Source organism: Alcaligenes sp. CHO6, assembly GCF_037120595.1.
GTDB classification, from domain to species: Bacteria; Pseudomonadota; Gammaproteobacteria; order Burkholderiales; family Burkholderiaceae_B; genus Alcaligenes; species Alcaligenes ammonioxydans.
In genome coordinates this window covers 525,705-540,046 of record NZ_JBANCI010000002.1, presented here as the reverse complement: position 1 = coordinate 540,046, position 14,342 = coordinate 525,705, and the positions used below count along the sequence as shown (strand labels likewise).

General features: G+C 57.3%; 18 protein-coding genes. 12 read left to right on the top strand and 6 right to left on the bottom strand.

Annotated features, from left to right (window positions below; genetic code table 11):
• Positions 1 to 18 precede the first annotated feature (18 nt).
• From V6936_RS10450 to V6936_RS10420, 7 genes are all read left to right on the top strand, one after another.
• A complete protein-coding gene (locus V6936_RS10450; RefSeq protein WP_003803777.1) occupies positions 19 to 939 on the top strand; it encodes a branched-chain amino acid ABC transporter permease in 921 nt (306 codons plus the stop codon).
• Positions 940 to 942: 3 nt separating this feature from the next.
• Complete coding sequence (locus tag V6936_RS10445) at positions 943 to 1,905, top strand: branched-chain amino acid ABC transporter permease (protein ID WP_003803776.1); 963 nt, start codon at positions 943 to 945, stop codon at positions 1,903 to 1,905.
• Positions 1,902 to 2,720, top strand: a complete 819-nt coding sequence (locus V6936_RS10440; RefSeq protein WP_003803775.1) for an ABC transporter ATP-binding protein — start codon at positions 1,902 to 1,904, stop codon at positions 2,718 to 2,720. Before V6936_RS10445 ends, V6936_RS10440 begins: the two co-directional genes overlap by 4 nt.
• On the top strand, positions 2,713 to 3,417 hold the full coding sequence (locus V6936_RS10435) for an ABC transporter ATP-binding protein (RefSeq protein WP_003803774.1): 705 nt from the start codon (positions 2,713 to 2,715) through the stop codon (positions 3,415 to 3,417). The genes V6936_RS10440 and V6936_RS10435 overlap by 8 nt, the downstream gene beginning before the upstream one ends.
• 275 nt (positions 3,418 to 3,692) lie before the next feature.
• Positions 3,693 to 4,694, top strand: coding sequence for a cytochrome-c peroxidase (locus tag V6936_RS10430; protein ID WP_003803773.1), 1,002 nt, complete (start codon positions 3,693 to 3,695; stop codon positions 4,692 to 4,694).
• A gap of 223 nt (positions 4,695 to 4,917) precedes the next feature.
• Positions 4,918 to 6,126, top strand: coding sequence for a phosphoglycerate dehydrogenase (serA, locus tag V6936_RS10425; RefSeq protein ID WP_003803772.1), 1,209 nt, complete (start codon positions 4,918 to 4,920; stop codon positions 6,124 to 6,126).
• Between the two features lie 22 nt (positions 6,127 to 6,148).
• Positions 6,149 to 6,352, top strand: coding sequence for a hypothetical protein (locus V6936_RS10420; RefSeq protein ID WP_336579826.1), 204 nt, complete (start codon positions 6,149 to 6,151; stop codon positions 6,350 to 6,352).
• Here V6936_RS10420 and V6936_RS10415 read toward each other — a convergent pair.
• Both V6936_RS10415 and V6936_RS10410 read right to left on the bottom strand, forming a co-directional pair.
• Positions 6,338 to 6,790: an RrF2 family transcriptional regulator gene (locus V6936_RS10415; RefSeq protein WP_003803771.1), complete on the bottom strand. Its 453-nt coding sequence runs from the start codon at positions 6,788 to 6,790 to the stop codon at positions 6,338 to 6,340. The two genes, V6936_RS10420 and V6936_RS10415, sit on opposite strands and share 15 nt — an antisense overlap.
• A gap of 2 nt (positions 6,791 to 6,792) precedes the next feature.
• Positions 6,793 to 7,197, bottom strand: a complete 405-nt coding sequence (locus tag V6936_RS10410; protein WP_003803768.1) for a group III truncated hemoglobin — start codon at positions 7,195 to 7,197, stop codon at positions 6,793 to 6,795.
• A 344-nt stretch (positions 7,198 to 7,541) separates the two neighbouring features.
• Between V6936_RS10410 and V6936_RS10405 the strand changes: the two genes are divergently transcribed.
• Together V6936_RS10405 and V6936_RS10400 are read left to right on the top strand one after the other, a co-directional pair.
• Entirely contained in the window at positions 7,542 to 8,561 is a 1,020-nt protein-coding gene (locus V6936_RS10405; RefSeq protein ID WP_003803766.1) for a glycosyltransferase family 2 protein, read from the top strand.
• Between the two features lie 124 nt (positions 8,562 to 8,685).
• A complete protein-coding gene (locus tag V6936_RS10400; RefSeq protein ID WP_336579825.1) occupies positions 8,686 to 10,356 on the top strand; it encodes an ArnT family glycosyltransferase in 1,671 nt (556 codons plus the stop codon).
• On the opposite strand, the gene V6936_RS10395 is transcribed toward V6936_RS10400, so the two are convergent.
• On the bottom strand, positions 10,295 to 10,672 hold the full coding sequence (locus V6936_RS10395) for a GtrA family protein (RefSeq protein WP_039943765.1): 378 nt from the start codon (positions 10,670 to 10,672) through the stop codon (positions 10,295 to 10,297). The genes V6936_RS10400 and V6936_RS10395 overlap by 62 nt on opposite strands.
• 66 nt (positions 10,673 to 10,738) lie before the next feature.
• On the opposite strand from V6936_RS10395, the gene V6936_RS10390 reads away from it, so the two are divergent.
• Entirely contained in the window at positions 10,739 to 11,497 is a 759-nt protein-coding gene (locus V6936_RS10390) for a ChbG/HpnK family deacetylase (RefSeq protein WP_100214885.1), read from the top strand.
• Positions 11,498 to 11,506: 9 nt separating this feature from the next.
• On the opposite strand, the gene V6936_RS10385 is transcribed toward V6936_RS10390, so the two are convergent.
• A complete protein-coding gene (locus V6936_RS10385; protein ID WP_003803761.1) occupies positions 11,507 to 12,103 on the bottom strand; it encodes a GNAT family N-acetyltransferase in 597 nt (198 codons plus the stop codon).
• A 50-nt stretch (positions 12,104 to 12,153) separates the two neighbouring features.
• On the opposite strand from V6936_RS10385, the gene V6936_RS10380 reads away from it, so the two are divergent.
• The gene (locus V6936_RS10380; protein WP_003803759.1) at positions 12,154 to 12,495 is read left to right on the top strand and encodes a TIGR01244 family sulfur transferase; all 342 of its coding nucleotides are present in this window, start codon (positions 12,154 to 12,156) and stop codon (positions 12,493 to 12,495) included.
• An 87-nt stretch (positions 12,496 to 12,582) separates the two neighbouring features.
• On the top strand, positions 12,583 to 13,044 hold the full coding sequence (locus V6936_RS10375) for a universal stress protein (RefSeq protein ID WP_003803758.1): 462 nt from the start codon (positions 12,583 to 12,585) through the stop codon (positions 13,042 to 13,044).
• 165 nt (positions 13,045 to 13,209) lie between these two features.
• Here the strand turns inward: V6936_RS10375 and V6936_RS10370 are convergent, their stop codons facing one another.
• Both V6936_RS10370 and fdhD read right to left on the bottom strand, forming a co-directional pair.
• Positions 13,210 to 13,461, bottom strand: a complete 252-nt coding sequence (locus V6936_RS10370) for a formate dehydrogenase subunit delta (protein ID WP_219235656.1) — start codon at positions 13,459 to 13,461, stop codon at positions 13,210 to 13,212.
• Complete coding sequence (gene fdhD / locus V6936_RS10365) at positions 13,458 to 14,324, bottom strand: formate dehydrogenase accessory sulfurtransferase FdhD (protein ID WP_003803754.1); 867 nt, start codon at positions 14,322 to 14,324, stop codon at positions 13,458 to 13,460. The genes V6936_RS10370 and fdhD overlap by 4 nt, the downstream gene beginning before the upstream one ends.
• Positions 14,325 to 14,342: the final 18 nt, after the last annotated feature.

Here is a 14,342-nt window from a genome sequence, read left to right as displayed (position 1 = left end):
TTCACAGGTGGTAAAAGCATGTCGCTCATTCTGATTAGCGAGCAATTGCTGAATGGTTTGCAGTTTGGTTTGATGTTGTTTCTGATTGCCGCGGGCCTGACATTGGTCTTTGGCATTATGGATATCATGAACCTGGCCCACGGCTCCCTCTATATGGCGGGAGCCTATGTGGCCGCGGAAACCATGCAGCGTACAGGGTCTTTTACCGCCGCCATTGTGGTGGCGGTGGCAGTGACAGCCCTGGTCGGTATTGCCCTGGAAATTCTCATTCTGCGCAAGCTGGTCACTCGTGACCACTTAGCTCAGGTACTGGGAACCTACGCCGTTATTTTGATCGCCAACGATGTGGTCAAAATGATTTGGGGGCCAACCCCCGTAATGTTGAATATGCCCGCCTTGTTGTCCGGGCCGGTAGAACTCTTGCCTGATTTCCTCTATCCCGCCTTCCGTCTGATGATTATTGCGGTTGGTCTGGTGATGGCGCTGGCCTTGTATGCCTTCGTGACCAAAACACGAGCCGGTGTGCTGGTGCGGGCAGGCGCCTCCAACCGGCAGATGGCCACCCTGATGGGTGTGCGGGTGCCTATTTTGTTCCTGGGCGTGTTCACGCTGGGCGCCGCCTTGGCTGCGCTGGCCGGTGCGCTGCTCGGCCCGATTACCGCGGTTCAGATCGGTATGGGCGAGGATATTCTGATCCTGGTTCTGGTCTGTATCGTGATCGGTGGGATCGGCTCGATTCGCGGCGCTTTTGTGGGCGCTCTGCTGGTGGGGATGGTCGATACTGCTGGCCGTGCGTTCCTGCCCATGTTGCTGCGTAATATCTTCCCGGCTGACGTCGCTTCCAGCGTCGGGCCTACGATTGCTGCCATTTCGATTTACGTTCTGATGGCGGTGGTTCTTGTTTTCCGTCCTTCGGGCCTGTTCCCGGCGCGAGGTTAATGTATGTCTACTTCGCGTATTTTGTCGGCCCTGGTGCTGCTGGCTTTGCTGGCCTTTCCCTTGATTGCACCGATGTATGGGCTTGAGTTCTACATTTCGTTTGTTCGCCGCATTTTTATCTATGCCCTGGCGGCCAGTGCCTTGAATTTGGTGCTGGGCTATGGCGGGATGGTGGCGCTGGGTCATGCCGCCTTTTTTGGGGCAGGGGCCTACACCGTCGGTATTCTGGCCACAGAAGGTGTGCAAAGCGGTCTGGTCGCCTGGCCTGCTGCCATGCTGATCTCCGGTCTGCTTGCGTTCCTGACGGGGGCGGTGTCGCTGCGTACCCGTGGTGTGTACTTCATCATGATTACCCTGGCCTTTGCCCAGATGATCTTTTATATGTTCATCTCCTTGCGCCAGTACGGGGGTGAGGACGGCCTGAATATGTATAGCCCCTCGTCGCTGCCCGGAATCGATCTGAGCAATGACCTGAGCTTTTACTACCTGGTTCTGGCTATCCTGCTTGTGGTTCTGTTCCTGTTCAACCGTCTGGTCAATGCCCGTTTCGGACAGGCCTTGATGGGCACCCGTGAAAACGAAAGTCGCATGACGACCCTGGGTTACCCGGTCTATCGCATCCGTTTGACGGCGTATACCCTGAGTGGCGCCATCATGGGCCTGGCCGGTGCCTTGCTGGCGAACCACAACCTGTTTGTCTCGCCCAGCCTGATGAACTGGACCCAGTCGGCCGACCTGATCATCATGGTGCTGGTCGGAGGGATTGGACTGTTGTATGGCGGTGCGCTGGGGGCATTCGTGATGTTGGTGCTGGAAGAAATCCTGCGCAACTGGACGGAGTACTGGCATATGCCGCTGGGTATTTTGTTGCTGCTGGTGGTGTTTTTCGCACCCAAAGGACTGGCCGGACTGGTACGTGTCCGTTCGGCTGCTGATCCGGCAACGGCCGCCAAGGAGCAAGCATGACGAACACGATAGCCGCCGCCAAGGCGGGCAGCGGCACAGCCGCTTTGCAAGCCCGTGGTCTGATGAAGCGCTTTGGTGCTTTGCAGGCTACCAATGATGTTTCCCTGGATCTGGTTCCCGGTGAAATCCATGGTCTGATCGGCCCGAATGGGGCCGGTAAATCGACCCTGATTCACTTGTTGTCGGGTACCCTGAGCCCGGACTCGGGGCAACTCTTGCTGGGAGGGCGCGATGTGACGGCCCTGTCCGGTCACCAGCGCGTTGCCGCTGGGCTGGCACGGTCCTTCCAGATCACGAATATCTTCAAGAACTACACGGTACTGGATAACTTGGTACTGGCCCTGCAGGCCTGTAGTGGCAGCAGTTTCCGCTTCTGGCGTGCGCGGCAGACGGAAACCGAGCTGTATGAACAAGCCCGTGCCCTGGCTGCCGAATGCGCCATTGATGCCTCGCTGCTGCATACCCAGGCCGGTGTTTTGCCGCATGGCGAGCAGCGCAAGGTGGAGTTCGCCCTGGCCTTGGCCAGTCGGCCGCAAGTCCTGTTGCTCGATGAGCCTATGGCAGGCATGGGGCCGGACGAAACGCTGCGTTTGACCGAGCTGATCGAGACCATGCGCGGCAAGGCCACCATGTTGCTGGTCGAGCACGATATGGAGGCGGTGTTCCGCCTGGCTGACCGGATCTCCGTGCTGGTGGCTGGCCACATTATTGCGACTGGTACTGCGGCCGAGATCCGCGACAACGAGGCGGTGCGCCAAGCTTATCTGGGCGACGATGACACGCCAGCTCCAACCAAGGTGGAAAGCCATGCTTGAAACGACTCAATTACAAAGTGGCTATGGCGCCAGTCAGGTGCTGTTTGGGGTAGATCTGTTCATTCGCAGCGGTCAGGTAGTGACAGTGCTGGGTCGCAATGGCATGGGCAAGACCACCTTGCTGAAAACCATTCTGGGCCAGTTGCCCGTGCGCGGCGGCGATGTGAAGTTCGACGGCCAGTCCATTGCAGGCTGGAATCCGGACCGTATCGCCCGGGCCGGTATCGCCATTGTGCCTGAAGGGCGTCAATGCTTTCCCAATCTGACGGTGGCCGAGCACCTGACGGCCTTTGCCTGCAATCGCAACCCCAAGGCGCACAAAACCTGGACGCCTGAACGTGTCTATGATTTTTTCCCGCGTCTGCGGGAGCGTGCGTCCAATATGGGCAATCAGCTCTCGGGTGGTGAGCAACAAATGCTGGCCATTGGCCGTGCCTTGGTCACCAACCCCAAGCTGCTGATTCTGGATGAAGCATCCGAAGGTCTGGCGCCCAAGGTACGTGAGGAAATCTGGAACTGTCTGGCCGTGTTGCGTGAAGAAGGGCAGACCATCTTGCTGATCGACAAATATGTCGAGCGCCTGATGGCCTTGTCGGATCACCACATTATTCTGGAACGGGGCAAATTGGTCTGGCAGGGAAATTCTGAGGCACTGGGAGCGGACCGCACGTTGTGGACACGCTATCTGGGCGTGTAAAAAACACAATTTGCAATAATTGTCCTCAAACCGCCTGTTCATGCACAGGCGGTTTTTTTTGTCTCAGACTTTGGAGTTTCATAGGAGCGGCTTGTCAGGCAGGGGGACTTTTCACCGAAAGTTCCCTAACGATCTGAAGAAAGATTCTTTCCTTGCGATGTATCAATGTGTAATGAAATGGCATTCCTTACGATGTCCATAAGGCCAGCAGGGTTATGCGTCCTACCCGGACTCCTTACTGGCAGGAAGCTCTGTCATCCCATAAGGAAGTTGTTATGAAATTACGCCTGTTCACTCTCTCTGCTCTGGCTGCCGGTTTGTTGCTGGGCACTGCCGCGCAGGGCCAGGAAAATGAACCTGTACAGCCCATCCCTGCCGCCGTTGTCACGGACCCTGCACGGGTGGAGCTGGGTAAAAAGCTGTGGTTTGAGCCCCGTTTGTCACGCTCGGGTTTTATCTCCTGTAATTCCTGCCACAACCTGAGCATGGGGGGCACGGACAATATCCGCACCTCTATTGGGGATCGCTGGCAGGAAGGCCCGATCAACTCACCGACCGTCCTTAACTCCAGCCTGAACCTGGCCCAGTTCTGGGATGGTCGAGCCAGCGATCTGAAAGAGCAGGCCGGCGGCCCCATTGCCAACCCGAAGGAAATGGCATTTACACATGAACTGGCCATGGAGTTTCTGAGCTCGATCCCCGAGTACAAGGCCGAGTTCAAGCAGGTATTTGGCAAGGACGATTTCGGTATTGATGAAGTCACCTCGGCGATTGCGGCGTTTGAAGAAACCCTGGTGACCCCGGACTCCCGCTTTGACTTGTGGTTAAAGGGTGACAAAAAAGCCATTACAGATCAGGAACTGGCCGGTTATCAACTGTTCAAAGGCAGTGGCTGCGTGGCTTGTCACAATGGTCCCAACCTGGGCGGCACCTCTTTCCAGAAAATGGGCCTGGTCGAACCCTACCAGACCACGAACCCTGCAGAAGGTCGTGCAGCTGTAACGGGCAAGGATGCCGACCGTTTCAATTTCAAGGTGCCCACGTTGCGTAATGTGGAGTTGACCTACCCCTACTTCCATGACGGCGCGGTCAATACTCTGACCGAAGCGGTCGACACCATGGGCCGGCTGCAGCTGGGACGCAGTTTCACTGCGGAAGAAAATGCCCAGATCGTGGCGTTCCTGAAAACGCTGACGGGCAAGCAGCCTGAAATCACGTTGCCTATTTTGCCCCCATCGCGTGACAACACACCCCGTCCGGTGCCATTTGGTTCCTGATAGGGAGCTGTTCCGCGGCGGCCGCTAGTGATCCGGCGCCGCCTGTACGACTAACCCAGGACTTGGAAGCAGTTTTCCAAGCCTGGGTTTTTGCTGTTGGGCGCGGATTGAGGGTCCGGTTCTGCCCTCCGTCCAGCAATCCCCTGTTGCTATTGTTGATGCTCACTCAGTCAGGTCAAAAAAATAGTACCATTTAGATACTATTTAAATGACTGGAACCATCATGAGTCGCATTGTCCTGTTTGAGAACATTCATCCTAGCGCCCGTGAAGTTTTTGAGGCGGCGGGCTTGACCGACATTCAGACCTACAAGGGAGCCTTGTCGGGTCAAGAGCTGCTGGAGGCTGTCAAAGGCGCAGAAGTTGTGGGCATCCGTTCCCGCACTCAGTTTGACCGCCGGGTGCTGGAACAGGCAGACCAGCTCAAAGTGCTGGGCTGCTTTTGTATCGGGACCAACCAGGTGGACCTGGAGCAGGCTCAAAACCGCGGTGTCCCGGTCTTTAATGCGCCGTTCTCCAATACGCGCTCGGTTGCCGAGCTGGTGCTGGGTGAGGCCATCTTGTTGCTGCGTCGTATCCCCGAGAAAAACCTGCGTGTGCATCAGGGCTTTTGGGACAAAAGCGCCGATGGTGCCTTCGAGATTCGCGGCAAGACGCTGGGTGTGATTGGTTACGGCAATATCGGCTCTCAAGTCGGCACCTTGGCAGAGGCCTTGGGTATGCGCGTGCTCTATCATGATGTCGAATCCAAGCTTCCTCTGAGCAATGCGCGTGTTTACGGCAGCTTGAAACAGATGCTGGCTGAATCTGATGTAGTGACCTTACACGTTCCCGGTGGCCAGGGAACGCAGAACATCATGAATGCCGAGACCATCGCGGCCATGAAGCCGGGTTCCATTCTGATCAACGCATCGCGCGGTACGGTCGTGGACATTGATGCCTTGCATCAGGCGCTGGTCAGTGGCCATCTGGCAGGGGCGGCGCTGGACGTTTTTCCAGTCGAGCCGAAAAGCGTGGACGAGCCCTTGAAGAGCCCGTTGATCGGTATGCCCAATGTTATTTTGACACCGCATATCGGCGGCAGCACGCAGGAGTCGCAAGAGAATATCGGCCGTGAAGTGGCGGAAAAGCTGGTCAGTTATCTGCGCAGTGGTGCGACCAAGGGGGCCGTGAATTTTCCGGAGGTGTCGTACTACGACATCCAGGGGGCGGTTCGTTTGCTGCATGTCCATCGCAACGTGCCGGGGGCGATGGGCAGCCTGAACAATATTCTGGCTCAGCACGGCATTAACATCACTCGTCAGCAACTGCAAACGCAGGGCGAGTTGGGTTATGCCATGACAGACCTGGATCGTGTGCCTGATCAGGAGGTGCTCGATGCAATCCGCGCGCATCCCGGCACGGTTCGTAGCGATTTGATTTTCCCGGCGTAAGACGAGCCCTTAGATCGTGCAAATGGCCCCGGATTCCAAGGAATCCGGGGCCATTTGCCACCTGCTGCGCTGCCACCTGCTGCGCTGCCACCTGCTGCGCTGCCACCTGCTGCGCTGCCACCTGCTGCGCTGCCACCTGCTGCGCTGCCACCTGCTGCGCTGCCACCTGCTGCGCTGCCACCTGCTGACTAGCGCTCTCCTGTGTGCCCGCTCAGGCGGAGTGTAGGGACCGGGTTGGCCAGGCGATGGTCTGTTCGGGGCTGCTGCCCGGAACAATAATGTCACGCAGGGTGTAATTGTCCAGATAGCTCAGGAACTGGACCAGGGCCTGCTTGAGAATGCTGCTGAGATTGCAGCGCCCACTCAGAATGCAATGGGTGCCGCTGCCCAGGCATTCCACGACGGCAAGATCTGTTTCGGTGTAACGGACCAGCTCGCCCAGATTGATGTCCTCGGCAGGGCGTGCCAAGCGCATCCCACCATTTTTTCCTCGCTGCGTCTGAATCCAGCCGCCCTTGGCAAGCAGATGGGTTACTTTCATCAGGTGGGCCTGGGAAATCTGGTGGTACTGGGCAATTTCCGCGATGGTGCAGAGCCTGTCTTCATTCTGGCCCAGATACATCAATTGACGCAGGGCATAATCGGTAAGATTGGTCAGACGCATGATCAGGGCAGTTGCAACTCTGTGGCTACTTGGGTGGGGTTGTGCTGGAACTGGTAGCCAAACCAGAAGCTGCGGGCGATGCGCTGGGCATATTCCAGTGCCAGCTCGGCCATGGCCCGGTTTTCACGCTCCTGGCAGGTTTCTTTGAACAGACGCAACCATTGTTCAAAGTGACTGGCTTGAATGTGCTGGAGCGACAAGTGCTTGGCCATCGGGTTGCCATTGAAGCCGTCTGTCTTGAGCAGCAAGGAGGACCAGAACTCCTCCATGACGCCCAGATGCGTATCCCAATCCTTGATGCGTTCTGAAAAAATCGGGCCAAGAACATCGTCCATCCGGATACGGTCATAGAAATCCCAGACCAGATCATGAATTTCCTGGCGGGTACATAAAGGATTGAGAGCCATAATATTTTGAATTTAAAGATATATATTTTATCTATCTTATTGGCAGCGCTCGCCGGGGTCAAGCCGGAAAGGAAACATCTGGTTTACACACATTGCTGTGCTTGATTTCACGCAGATTCAACGCCTGTGTCCCTACACTCGACTGCAGTTTCAGAAGTGTAGATGTAGCGTTCTGAACGCTTGGCCGGTTAAGCCGGCAGGGCAAAGGTGGATCAGGTTTTGAACAGCGTTCTTTATAAAACACAAGTATCACGGAAGGTAAATTGCACTAGGCGGGCTGGCAAGCTACGATTACTTTTTGTTGGCTGAATCCTATTTTGTTACAACATGGTGCGCTAGGAATAATGATTACAAAAAGACAGGCCCAAACGCTTTCTTGCGTCATCCCTGGTTTGAATGAAGCAGAAAACCTGCCCGCTTTGCTGCCGGTTCTGGTGGCGAAGTTGCGCGAACTGGTCCCGGATTTTGAAATCATTTTCGTCGATGATGGCAGCACGGACGCAACCCCGTTGGTGGTTGAGCAGTTGCGGCAAACCTATCCTCAACTGGTGTATCTGCAGTTATCCCGCAACTTTGGCAAAGAAGCGGCGTTGACGGCAGGTCTGGAGGCCAGTCGCGGGCAGGTCGTGGTGTGTATGGATGCGGATTTGCAGCATCCCCCCGCCTTGATTGAAGCCATGTTGGAGCGTTGGTCCACGGGTCTGGAAATGGTCTATGCCGTGCGCGAAACCCGCGATGATGAGACCTGGATGAAGCGGGCTGGCACCAGCTTGTTCTACAAGCTCATGCGTACGTCCAATGGCTTGCGGGTGCCACGCGACGCGGGGGATTTTCGCCTCATGGATCGTTGTGTGGTCGATGCCTTGTTGGCCTTGCCCGAGCGCAGCCGTTTCATGAAAGGCTTGTTTGCCTGGGTGGGCTTTCCTTCCGAACCTATTTATTACTCGCCTGCGGAGCGTCTGCATGGTGTTAGCCGCTTTCGTCCTGCAAAGTTGTTGCGCTTTGCCGTGGACGGTCTGACGGCCTTCACCACCTGGCCGCTGCGCTTGCTAAGTTTGCTAGGTGCGATACTGGCCATGCTGTCATTCAGTTATGGCTTGTTCATTATCTTTAAGCATTTGCTCTATGGCGATGCGGTGCGGGGCTGGGCCAGCTTGATTACGGTGGTGCTGTTTTTTGCCGGCGTGAACATGCTGTCGCTGGGTGTCGTGGGCGAATATGTCGCCAGCATCTTTGCCGAGGTCAAGAACCGGCCCTTGTATCTGGTTCATCGCCGTCGGGGGCAGGGCTTGTCCTCCGTTCCCGTGCCGTCGCAAAGCCAGGAGCCGAACGCCTCCCAGCGTCAGGCTCCATCAGGGGATTGAAGGTGATTTTTGCCGTTTAATGGGCAAAATGCCGTCAAATGTAATTGAACGCTACAACGATATTCTGATTCATGTCGACAGCCACGACAGTGGCTGCCTCACTCTCTTGGTTTGATCGTGAACGATGAGTATCGATAATTCATTTTCCCCTTCTGGCGCAACGGTCCCACATGGGCAGTCTGATGGGATGGCCTGCTGGCTGCGCCGTGGCGTAGAGCGCCTGGGTACGCTGCCCAGCGCCTGGGTGGGACTGCTCGCACTGCTGTGGTTCGCTCTGACGCTGGGAGTCTACCCCTTGCTGATTCCGGACGAAGGACGCTATGTGGGTGTTGCCCTGTCCATGCTGGAGTCCGGTGACTATCTGGTGCCGCGTCTGGATGGTTTGCCTTTTTTTCATAAGCCACCGCTGCATTACTGGCTCACCGCCTTGAGTCTGAAAGTGCTGGGCGTCAATTTTGTCGGCGCCCGTCTGGTCCCGGCCCTGATGGCCGCGCTGCTGATTGCCGGAATGCATGCCTTTTTGAAGCGTCATGCCAGTCGGCAACATGCCGCCTGGACGGCTTTGATCCTGACCAGCAGTCCTTTGCTGTTCGGCGCTTCCCACTACGCCAATCTGGATATGACAGTGGCGGCCTTGATCAGCAGCTGTGTGCTGCTTGGTGCACATGCCGCCTTGCAAATGGAGCAGGGACGCGCCTATCGGCTGGCATTGATGGGGCTGTATGTCATGGCGGGTCTGGCCTTTCTGGCCAAAGGCCTGATCGGGATTCTGATTCCCGGTGGCGTGCTGGTGTTCTGGTTGCTGGGGCGTGGTCAGTGGCGCGTCTTGCTGCGGCTGTTTTCCTGGACCGGCCTGGGCCTGCTGGCATTGGTGGCCACGCCCTGGATGTGGGTCATGCAAGCCCGCTATCCGGGATTTTTCGACTATTACATCGTCTACCAGCATTTCCAGCGCTTTCTGGAAACGGGTTTTAACAACCCGCAACCCTTCTGGTTCTACTTCGCCTTGATGCCGGTGGCCACCTTAGGGTGGACGCCCTTTTTGTTCCGGCGGGGCCGAGGCGCCGACCACACGCCGGATGGCTTGGGGGCGGTACGGGGGCTGATGTTGTCGGCTTTGCTGACGGTCCTGATTTTTTTCTCCATACCCACGTCCAAGCTGCTGGGCTATGTGCTGCCCGCCATGGGGCCCTGGGCTTTTTTTCTGACCGATGGTCTGATCCGCCAAAGCCAGCGGGAGGGGGAAGCGAAAGTAGCGCGTTTTGCTGTCGGGAGTGTGGCGGTTTGCCTCACGGTCTGTCTGGTCGCGGTATTGACCATGGTGCTACGTCCACAGGTCAATAGTCAGGCCTTGGGCCGCGTTCTTGCCCCCCAGTACCACAAGGGAGATCGTATCGTTTATCTCAATGACTACCGCTACGATCTGGGGTTTTATGTACCGGGCATGTCGAACGTCAGTGTGATGGGCCGTTGGGATGATCCGGAGATCATGCATACGGATAGCTGGCGTAAGGAGCTAGTGGAAGCGGCACGTTTCGAGCCTCATCGCGGGGCGCAGATCTTGATAGACCGGCCAACCCTGCGCCAGCAGTTGTGCCGGGACCGGGCAGCCGTAGTGTGGCTGATCGGTGCGCCTGACGCGGTGCGCCAAAGCCAGGTGCTCAACCATGCCCAGCGCCTGTATGATGACCAGCGCATCGCCTTGTGGCGCTTTGATAGCGATGAGTACGAGCTTATGTGCGGCGAAACGCCCACAGTCGCCCAGCCAGAAACGTCAGCACCGCCAGGCCAATAAGAATCAAGCCCAGCAGCAGGTCGTAACGCAGGCCGGAGTGATTCAGCAAGAAAGCGTAGCTGGCTTCGTTCACGGCGAAGCCAGCAGCCGACACCAGAAAAAAACGGGATAGCGCGGGCAGGAAACGGGCATTCTGGGACCGGAAGGTCAGCCAGTAATGGCCACCAAATGACACCAGAAAGGCAGTCAGCCAGCCAAAAAGATTGGCCAGCAAGGGCGACAGGCTCAGCGTTTGCACCAGGGCGATTACAATCCCCCAGTGCGTGAAGGCGGCCAGGGTGCCGACCAGAATGAACAGAATGATTTGACGAGACATAAAGCGAAAGCGGAGCGAGCGGTGGCCAAAGACAGGCAGATCAGTATATGCGCGGATGATTTCGGCATGGCCCAGGCTGTAGACGAGGCCATCTTGAGCTTGGCCCAGGCCCGGCGCCTGACAGGAACCTCCTGCCTGGTCGATGGGAACAGCTTTATACAAAATGCTCCAGCGCTGCGTCAGAGTACCTTGCAAAAAGGCTTGCATCTGAATTTTACCGAGTTTGCCGGACAAGCGGGTGTTTATGCGATGCCGCTCAAGCAGGTCATTATTCGCAGCCTGCTGAATCGTCTGGACAGCCAGAAGATCAAGGACAGCGTGGCCCGCCAGCTGGATAAGTTTGAGCAGGTGATGGGACAGGGGCCTGACTACATTGATGGGCACCAACATGTGCATCAGCTACCCATGATTCGTGAGGCCTTGTTGGCCGAAGTGGAGCGTCGCTATGCCGCCCGCTTGCCCTGGCTGCGCTATACCGGCGCTGATCGACTGGCAAGCGGCTTTGCGTTCAAGGACCGATTCAAGGCACGGATTATTGCGGCCCTCGGTTCCAGCCAGTTGTCACGCTTGGCCCGGGCCCGGGGGATCACCTTGAATACCGGCTTTACCGGTGTGTACGATTTCCAGGGAGGCAGGCAGCGCTACGGTGAACTGGTCAGGGCCTGGCTGGCTGTCATGCAGCATGGAGACAGCATGATGTGCCACCCCGCGCTACGCAGTGTGCCTGATGACCCGGTGGGCGCACAGCGGCTGGCGGAGTATGAGGTGCTCGCCAGCCCGCAGCTGCAACAATGGCTGGATCAGTACAGTCTGAGAATCGCCTGAACCGGGTTGCTAGACTTGGGTGGCAGGCAGGCTGTGGCTGCCTTCTCCCAGGCTGCGCTGCATGATGACCACATCAATCCATTGCTGGAATTTATAGCCCACCGCCGGTTGGGTGCCGACATGGGCAAAGCCCAGTGAACGGTGCAATGCGATGGAGCCCCGACTGTCATGGCCGGCGATAATAGCCACCATTTGTCGCCAGGGACCTTTTTCGCACTCCATCACCACTTGTTCCAATAGCGCCTTGCCCAGGCCTTTGCCAATCTGCCCCTGAGCCAGATAGATGGCGTTCTCTACCGTGAAGCGGTACGCAGGGCGGGATCGGTAGCTGGTGGCATAGGCATAACCGACGATTTGCCCATCCAGTTGTGCGACCAGCCAGGGTAGGCCCAGCTCCTGCACCTGGGCAAAACGGCGACGCATTTCCTGTTCGTCAGGCGGGCTTTGTTCGAAGGTCGCCGTACTGTGCAGCACATGATAGGCATAGATGGCTTGCACCGCCGCCATGTCTTCCAGACTGGCGGGGCGGATCAGCAAGGTGCTGGCCTGGCTGCCTTTAGGCAGGGACGAGGCGAAAGGGGCTTGCGTACTCTCGGGGGGGAACATACTATTTTTCCTTTGAACTGATTTAGTTTATCCCGACTTCAGGAGTGTCTATGTCCTTTCCACACCAGTTTTTGACCGAGCAATTGGCCGTCGCCCCTCAGTTGTCGGGAGAGGACATGCAAGCGGTAGCCGATGCGGGCTTCAAAAGCGTTATTATCAACCGGCCTGACCTGGAGGGCGGCCCCGATCAGCCTTTGTCAGCTGATGTGATGAAGGCCGCTCAGGCAGCAGGCTTGCAGGTAGAGTATCAGCCGGTGGTCGGTAGTGCCATTACCCCTGCTGATGTTGCCCGTTTTGGCCAATTATTGGAAGCCTTGCCAGCCCCGACCCTGGCCTATTGCCGCACCGGCACACGTTGTGCCGTATTGTTTCGCGCATTGAACGAAACCTGACCTGGCTCAAGGTTCAGGTGTTTATCCGCTTGTCCTGCGCCTGTAAGCAGCGCTAAGCTATCTGTCTCCATTCAAAGGGGTTATGCCATGTTCAAGAAAATTCTGATTCCAACTGACGGTTCCGAGCTCTCCTCTCAGGCAGCCAACAAGGGCGTGACCTTTGCCCGCCAAATGGGAGCCGAAATTCTGGCTTTGCACGTGACGCAGCCGTTTGCCGCCACGGTGGGTTTTGATGGTATGGCCGCGGCTTACGCCATCACCGACGAGGACTACGACAAAACCGCCAAAGAACAGTCACAAAAATACCTGCAGCAGATTTTGGATCGTGCCGAAACCGCGGGTGTAAAGGCGACCGGTAAATCCGTGTCCAACTTTAACGTGGCCGACGGTATTGTGCAGGTCGCCGAGCAGGAAGGGTGTGATCTGATTTTTATCGGCAGCCACGGCCGCAGTGGTCTGTCCCGCCTGTTGCTGGGCAGTGTCACCATCAAGGTGTTGAACATGGCCAAAAACACCGTACTGGTGTATCGCGTCAAAGAACACGACTGATCGTTTTCAGGTCCCTAAAAAAACCCGCCCAGGCGGGTTTTTTTATCTTCACAGCCTGCCGTGGCCAGGCCTGATCCGCGCGTTTACTGAAGAGGTATGGCATCAAAAAAGCCAGCCTGGGGGCTGGCTGTAGGCACAGTGGCCGCAGGCTTGCGCAGAGCCGGTTTATTGCTGGCGCGGCTCTAGCTGCTGCCTGTGCGTGAGGACAGCTTGCAGCACGATGGCGGTCAGCTCGCCATCTTCACTTTTGCCATTCGGGTGCTGCTCTACAAAATCCAGCAGGGAGCGACGCATGCGCGGGTCCCAGAATTTCTGTATATGGTCGGCAATTTCGCGTAGACCCTGCTCCCGATTGCTCAGGGTTTCAAAGAACTGGCCGATCTGGTTGGCCATGGGAATCAAAGGGACAATATTCATGGTGAGGTGGCCGAGGCAGACTCGGCAGAATTCAGGTAGTGGGGATGGCTGTACAGCGTGAAGCTGCGGTCACGGGCAAAGGCGGCCAGCATGACGCCCAGTTCATCGGCAATCTGTACAGCATAGGTGGTGGGGGCGGAGACGGCCACCACGAAACTGATGTCCATGGCAGCGGCTTTCTGGACCATCTCGAAGCTGGCACGGCTGGAAATCAGCACCATGCCAGAGCGGGGATCAATATCGTTGCGCAGCAGGTGTCCCAGCAGCTTGTCCAGCGCGTTGTGACGGCCAACATCTTCGCGAACGGCCAGGATATCGCCTTGCAGATTGCACCAGGCAGCGGCGTGAGTGGCCCCGGTCAGGCCATGCAAGGGCTGGCTGGAGCGCAAGGCATCCAGAGCCCGGAAGATGGCGTTGGCATCGGGCCGGTGATGGGGAGCTTGCAGACGGGGCAGCGCCCGGCGTACCTCGTCCAGGCTTTCCAGGCCGCACAGACCACAGCCTGTACGGCCTGCCAGCTGACGGCGGCGTGCCTTTAACTGATGCTGACACGCACTGGCAATCTCGATCTGCAACAAGCTGCCACGTTCGCCTTCCAGCACATCCACGCTGCGTATATCGTCTGCATCGCGGATGATGCCCTCGGTCATGGAAAATCCGTAGGCCAGATCTTCCAGATCGCTGGGACTGCATAGCAAGGCGCTATGGCTGATGCCATTGAATTCCAGGGCAACGGCTTGTTCGCGGGCCAGCATGTCCTGGTCCTCCTGGGGCAGGTTTCCGGTGTTGGCTTGCGCCGGGGTACGCGCCTGCCGCCATACGGTGGCAGGGGCACTGGCATCACGAAAATCTGCCTGGCTCACGTGGCAACTCCTTAAGGT